The sequence below is a fragment of the Candidatus Glomeribacter gigasporarum BEG34 genome (assembly GCF_000227585.1).
Lineage (GTDB): Bacteria > Pseudomonadota > Gammaproteobacteria > Burkholderiales > Burkholderiaceae > Glomeribacter > Glomeribacter gigasporarum_B.
In genome coordinates, this window is record NZ_CAFB01000065.1 from 1 (window position 1) to 6,321 (window position 6,321).

Genomic DNA, 6,321 nt, shown 5'->3' on the forward strand with positions numbered 1-6,321 from the left:
ACAGGCCAACTGTCTTTTGGCCGCCACACGGACAAGGAAACAGGCGTAGGACCGTGGTTTAAACCGTTCCAGGCCGAATACGAATTTGTTTTTGCCGGAATTGGTAAAAAAGGTGGCTATTAATGAAACTCTGTCAAATCACCGCGGATGGCATCGCGGCGCTCCTCTTTTTGATGGCAGTGAGCGCGCATGCAAAAGCGCTGCCGGCACTCAAACTGGAGATGAAAGACGGCAGGCTCACGCCTGCCCGCATCGAAGCGCCCGCCGGTCAGCGCATCAAGATTGAAATTACGAATGCGGGCGGAAGCGCTGCGGAATTTGAAAGTATTCCATTGCGAAAGGAAAAAGTCGTTGCGCCGGGCGTCACAACCTTTGTCGTCATCAAAGCCTTAGCGCCTGGGGAATACCCCTTTTTCGACGATTTTCATCCGAAGACGGCGCAAGGCGTAATTGTGGCGAAGTAAAACCGGGCATTCACATTCGGGAACGCATACATGGGACAAGTGTTATTTGTTGTCTGGCGGGAAAGCGTTGAAGCGCTGCTAGTGGTTGGCATCCTGCATGCGTGGCTCAAGCGCGGCGATCAGGCGATGCGCAAGGGACTCCCCTATCTGTGGGGTGGCGTCGCGCTCGGTATGGTCAGTGCAATGCTGCTTGGCGCGGCGCTGCTTGGCGTGATTGCAGCGCTCTCTGGGGACGCGCAGGAATACTTTCAAATTGCGATGGCGCTCACTGCGTGCGCGCTGATTGTGCAGATGGTGTTTTGGATGAAGCGTCATGGCCGAACACTCAAACAGGAAATGGAACAGTCCCTGAAAAAGAGTGTGCGCGCAGCGAACTGGTGGGGCGTCACTGCGCTCGCTGCACTCGCTGTGGCGCGCGAAGGCAGTGAAACGGTGATCTTCTTGTACGGACTGGGTTTTGGCCAGGCGGGCAAAATTCCACTGCTGCATCTCGTGGCCGCGCTCGCGGGTTTTGCGCTCGCCTTTGCTACCTTTTATGCGCTCCAACTAGGCGGAAAATGGTTTTCATGGCGCCGGTTTTTCCGCGTCACTGAAATCATGTTGCTTTTCCTTGCCGCGGGACTTTTGCAGACCGGCGTCGATCAATTGATTGGGCTGGAAATTCTGCCGTCTGGCATCGATCCGCTTTGGAACAGTACAGCGCTGCTCGACGATTCAAGCGCATCCGGCACGCTCATTGCGATATTAACAGGCTATCGCGCGCAGCCATCGCTGATGAACGTCTGCATCACCGCCGCCTATTGGACTTTGATTATTTACCTGACGCGGCGAAGCAACCCGCCCATCACCGTTGGAACTCAACCGGCATGAGTGAAACGGCACAGTGCAACCCGCTGGAATCCGTGAATCCAGAGCCTTTTTCAGAGAGATTGCCACTGGCGCGAGCGCGAAGACAGTATGGGGATCGATGCGGGCGGAGCAGGTCTGCCTCGCTGCGCGATGGAGGCGACCCCGCAGCGATCCCGAATACACGGAACGGCGAAGCGACGCCGTGCAAGCCGCTGGAATCCGTAAATCCAGAGCCTTTTTCAGAAAGATTGCACAAGGAGCGAGTGCGAAGACAGTATGAACAATACGGCGAGCGCGAAGCGACGCCGTGCAAGCCACTGAAAAAGGCTCTGGCGCGGATTGGGGACTGGATGCGCCGCCATAGCGCCGCCATTCGCGCCATGCAATGGGTCATCGTCTGCCTCTACGCCGTCCTCGTCACCGCGCCAGCGTTTATGCCGCTGCCTGGCAACGCCGAACATGTGTGGAATCATCTGACTGTCTTTGCTCAATGGATATTCTGGGGCATCTGGTGGCCTTTCGTGCTGATCTCCATAGTGTTATTCGGGCGCGTCTGGTGCGGCATCCTGTGTCCGGAAGGCGCGCTCTCGGAATTCGCCAGCCGGCACGGTCGTAGCCGTCCCATTCCGCGCTGGATGCGCTGGGGCGGCTGGCCGTTTGTCGCGTTTTCGATCACGACGGTCTACGGCCAAATGGTCAGCGTCTATCAATATCCCAAAGCGGTATTGCTGGTTCTGGGCGGTTCGACCGTTGCCGCCATTGCGACCGGATATCTCTACGGACGGGAAAAACGGATTTGGTGTAAATATCTCTGTCCGGTGAACGGCGTATTTGCCCTGCTTGCAAAACTGGCCCCTGTTCACTTTAAAGTCGACCCCAGCGCCTGGCAGCGCTCTTACACGCAGGGCGAACAGGGACGCCGGGCGATTCCGGTGAATTGCGCGCCGCTGGTGCCGCTGCGTCATATGCAAGGCAATGCGGCGTGTCATATGTGCGCGCGGTGCAGCGGACATCGAGACGCCATCGCGCTCGCGCGGCGTTCACCTTCGGATGAAGTCGTGCGGCTGGGCCAATCGTCGGCGCATCGCTGGGATACGGTCCTTATTGCCTATGGTCTATGCGGACTTGCGGTCGGCGCGTTCCACTGGACGGTCAGCCCCTGGTTTATCGCGATCAAACAGACTCTGGCGGGCTGGCTGATTGAACGGGATATTTTGTGGCCCTTCAATACCAATGCGCCCTGGTTTCTGCTCACGCATTACCCCCGGCAAAACGATGTCTTCAACTGGCTCGACGGCGGCCTGCTGATCACCTACATCATTGGGACAGGTTTGATTTATGGAACCGCGCTGATTGCACTGCTCGCGCTGGCTAATTTGTGTCTAGGCAAATGGCGCAGCGCTCGCTTGCATCATCTGGCGCAAACGCTCATCCCGCTTGCCGGATGCGGCGTATTTCTTGGTTTAACGACAACGACGCTCAATATTCTGCGCGCAGATCAAATTCACATTGATTGGGCCAACAAAGCGCGTTTGTTTCTATTGCTAGGCGCCAGTCTGTGGAGCGCATGGCTGGCCTGGCAAGTGACTGGACGCTATTCCACAGCCGCTGATTTTCGCCGCCTTGCGGCGATGCTCTGCATCATGACTGCGCTGATGATCGCGAACAGTGCGTGGTGGTTGTTGTTCTGGCATTGGTAATGCGTGTGCAAAGCGGGCCGATAAGCCGGATTCTGTGCGCGCAGCAAAAACTGCGCGTGACAATCATTCGTCTGGGCGCGCCATTGCTGGCGCGCTCAAGCTTCCTACCCGCAGGCGACGCGGACCACGCCTGCATCGCAAACGATGCGCGCCCGCTGTTTGGAATTGCTCCAGGTGGAGGTTACCGTGCCAACTGCGTTACCGCAGTCGCGGTGCGCGCTTACCGCACCGTTTCACCCTTGCCTGAGCCGAAGCAAATATCCGGCCATCGGCGGTTTACTTTCTGTTGCCCTGTTCCGCGCGTTGCCGCGGATGGCCGTTAGCCATCACCCTGTCCTATGGAGTCCGGACTTTCCTCTACGCCCGGCGCTGTCAAACATCTCCGTTGATCAGCATGCCGGGAAGCAGCGATTGTCTGACCCGCTTTGCACGACCGAGTGTAACTGGTTCAAAAAGCGTTCGCACGCATCGGGCATTGGCGCAGTCAATTCCAGCGGCGTTCCGCGGCTGGGGTGTTGTAAACATAAGCGGTGCGCATGTAAAAACATCCGTTGCAAGCGCGGCGCGGCGTCTTCGCGCGCCAGCGCGCGGTTCAGCGCAAAATCGCCATATTTATCATCACCCGCAACCGGCGCGCCGCAATGCGCGAGGTGGACGCGGATTTGGTGCGTGCGGCCTGTTTTCAGCTCTGCTTCAAGCAGCGCATAGCCCGCGTACCGTTGAATGAGGCGAAAGACCGTACACGCTGCCTGCCCGTTCGGATGCACGCATACGCGCCGTTCGCCGGCAGCGGTCAGATATTTGTGGAGCGGCGCGCTCACGACGCGCCGGCGGGCGCGCCAGTCTGCACGCACGCACGTTAAATAGCGTTTATCGATATGCTGGGCGCGGATTTGCGCGTGCAGATGCAGAAGGGCCGCCCGCTTTTTGGCAATCAGCAGGATGCCGGAGGTTTCGCGGTCAAGCCGGTGCACCAGTTCGAGAAAGGGGGCATGAGGGCGTGCGCGCCGCACGGTCTCGATCATGCCGAAAGAAATACCGCTGCCGCCGTGGACCGCAATCCCGGCGGGTTTATCCACAGCCAGCAAATCCTCATCTTCGTATAGCGCCGGAAAGTCGGCATCAGGCGTCAAGGTATGCGCTCGACCGAGCATTTGCTGATGATCAGGCTGGGCGATGCGCAGCGGCGGAATACGGACCCAATCCCCCTGTGCAAGTCGCTGTGCGCAATCTGCCCGCTTTTTATTGACACGGATTTCGCCATTGCGCAGCAGCCGGTACAGATGGCTTTTGGGGACGCCTTTGCAAAGACGGAACAGAAAATTGTCGATACGCTGCCCGGCGCAACGGTCGTCTACTTGAATCATTGTCACGCGCTTGGACTGTGCTTGGTTCGAGGGCCTCATTCTGCTTATATAATTCAGAGGTGCAATTGGATGGAAAAATGGGCAGCGGCGTGCATCGCCAGACTGCGCCGGGGCACCCACAAGATAAGCTGCACAGCTCAATGTGAAAAATGAGAAAGTGGTTCACGCATCCGGATGGGTGTACTTATTTATATCAGGCAATTTTCCTGCACATTTTCAACCCTAGAGTATTTTTCAGCGGCTTGCGCTGCGCAACGGAGCCGTTCCGTGCAGCCATTACATATACACTCCGGTTCCTGCGCTCCATTCTCGCAAGGCTTCCGGGCGCTCGTCACAGATTGTGCACAGGCTCTCAGGCCGGTTTCCGGAATCAGCGGGTTTCTGAAAAATGCTCTGGCGGATTTTGTCCTATTCAAAAAGCGCGGCGCATCAAGGCCGCTCTGGAGCGATTGAATGAAACGAATGTTATTCAACGCGACGCAGCAGGAGGAACTGCGCGTCGCGATTGTCGATGGACAAAAACTCATCGACATCGATATCGAAACGGCTGGGCGCGAGCAGCGCAAAGGCAATATCTACAAAGGAGTCATTAGCCGTATTGAACCTTCGCTTGAAGCCTATTTTGTCAATTATGGCGAAGAGCGTCACGGCTTCTTGCCTTTTAAGGAGATCGCGCCTCAATACCTGCCTGAACACAGTGGCGCGCGCGATTCGCAGATAGCGGAAACCTTGCGCGAAGGGCGGGAACTGATCGTCCAGGTCGAGAAGGAAGCGCGCGGCAATAAAGGCGCGGCGCTGACGACTTTTATCTCGCTGGCCGGTCGTTATCTGGTGCTGATGCCAAATAACCCGCATGGCGGCGGCGTATCCCGCCGTATCGAGGGCGAGGAGCGGCAGGAGCTGCGCGAGACAATGGCGCAACTGCCGCTGCCGGAAGGCACAAGCCTCATTGCCCGCACGGCGGGGATTAACCGCAGCGTAGAAGAGTTGCAGTGGGATTTGAATTATCTGTCACAGTTATGGCGCGCGGTTCAAGAGGCGGCAGCCAGCGCGCCGGCTCCGTTCCTGATTTATCTTGAATCCAGCTTAGTGATTCGCGCGATTCGCGATTATTTCCAGCCGGATATCAGCGAAATTCTAGTGGATACAGCCGAGATCGAAGAACAGGCGCGCGCTTTTGTCGGGACTGTGATGCCGGACAATCTGCACAAAGTGAAACGCTATCACGACGATGTTCCGCTGTTTTCCCGTTTCCAGATCGAGCATCAGATCGAATCCGCTTATGCGCGCACGGTGCTGTTGCCCTCCGGCGGCGCGATTGTGATTGACCATACTGAAGCGCTTGTTTCTATCGACGTGAACTCGGCGCGCGCAACCAAAGGCGCGGATATTAAGGAAACGGCGCTGCGCACCAATCTGGAAGCCGCGGATGAAGCCGCGCGCCAGCTCAGATTGCGCGATTTAGGCGGGTTGATCGTGATTGATTTTATCGATATGGAATCGCAAAAGCATCAGCGCGATATTGAACAAAGGCTGAAGGATGCCATTCGCCACGACCGCGCTCGCGTCCAGATGGGCAAAATTTCGAGATTCGGACTGATGGAACTGTCGCGCCAGCGGATACGCCCCTCGCTTTCCGAAGGCAGCCATGTCACCTGTCCGCGCTGCAATGGAACCGGACATATCCGCGATACCGAATCCTCCGCATTGCAAGTGCTGCGCCTGATCCAGGAAGAAGCGATGAAAGAGCACACGGCTGCGATTCATTGTCAGGCGCCGGTTGAAGTGACGGCCTTTTTGCTGAACGAAAAACGTCAGGAAATCAACAAGATTGAGGCGCGCTTCAAAGCGGGGATTATGCTGATTCCCAATAAACACCTGGATACGCCGCATTACAAACTGGAGAGGCTGCGTCATGACGATCCCCGTCTCGACGGAATG

At 57.1% G+C, this 6,321-nt stretch carries 5 protein-coding genes, 1 other RNA gene and 1 pseudogene; 5 read left to right on the forward strand and 2 right to left on the reverse strand.

The genetic code is table 11. The features are described 5' to 3' along the window. The 4 genes from CAGGBEG34_RS10370 to CAGGBEG34_RS08070 all read left to right on the forward strand — a co-directional run. A partial coding sequence (locus CAGGBEG34_RS10370) for an iron transporter (protein ID WP_042688393.1) occupies positions 1 to 123 on the forward strand: 123 nt, incomplete at its 5' end. Continuing rightward, complete coding sequence (locus CAGGBEG34_RS08060) at positions 123 to 464, forward strand: cupredoxin domain-containing protein (protein WP_006683205.1); 342 nt, start codon at positions 123 to 125, stop codon at positions 462 to 464. The genes CAGGBEG34_RS10370 and CAGGBEG34_RS08060, both read left to right, overlap by 1 nt. Positions 465 to 494: 30 nt before the next feature. After that, positions 495 to 1,334 carry an FTR1 family iron permease gene (locus tag CAGGBEG34_RS08065; protein WP_006683206.1) on the forward strand — a complete coding sequence of 280 codons (840 nt, stop codon included), beginning with the start codon at positions 495 to 497 and terminating at the stop codon, positions 1,332 to 1,334. A gap of 329 nt (positions 1,335 to 1,663) precedes the next feature. Next, on the forward strand, positions 1,664 to 3,013 hold the full coding sequence (locus CAGGBEG34_RS08070) for a 4Fe-4S binding protein (RefSeq protein ID WP_042688397.1): 1,350 nt from the start codon (positions 1,664 to 1,666) through the stop codon (positions 3,011 to 3,013). 5 nt (positions 3,014 to 3,018) lie between these two features. Here CAGGBEG34_RS08070 and rnpB read toward each other — a convergent pair. Together rnpB and CAGGBEG34_RS08080 are read right to left on the reverse strand one after the other, a co-directional pair. Continuing rightward, an RNA gene (rnpB, locus tag CAGGBEG34_RS09780) (RNase P RNA component class A) lies at positions 3,019 to 3,440 on the reverse strand. Positions 3,441 to 3,513: 73 nt separating this feature from the next. Continuing rightward, positions 3,514 to 4,419: pseudogene (locus CAGGBEG34_RS08080) on the reverse strand (RluA family pseudouridine synthase); the annotation flags it as partial. Positions 4,420 to 4,833: 414 nt separating this feature from the next. On the opposite strand from CAGGBEG34_RS08080, the gene CAGGBEG34_RS08090 reads away from it, so the two are divergent. Then, positions 4,834 to 6,321 (forward strand): Rne/Rng family ribonuclease (locus CAGGBEG34_RS08090; RefSeq protein WP_042688396.1); only part of this gene is annotated, 1,488 nt, incomplete at its 3' end.

Bases quoted from the DNA above. Each gene is read 5' to 3' on its own strand.
- CAGGBEG34_RS08065 (WP_006683206.1), top strand. From the start codon at position 495: ATGGGACAAGTGTTATTTGTTGTCTGGCGGGAAAGCGTTGAAGCGCTG.
- CAGGBEG34_RS08060 (WP_006683205.1), top strand. From the start codon at position 123: ATGAAACTCTGTCAAATCACCGCGGATGGCATCGCGGCGCTCCTCTTT.
- CAGGBEG34_RS08070 (WP_042688397.1), top strand. From the start codon at position 1,664: ATGCGCCGCCATAGCGCCGCCATTCGCGCCATGCAATGGGTCATCGTC.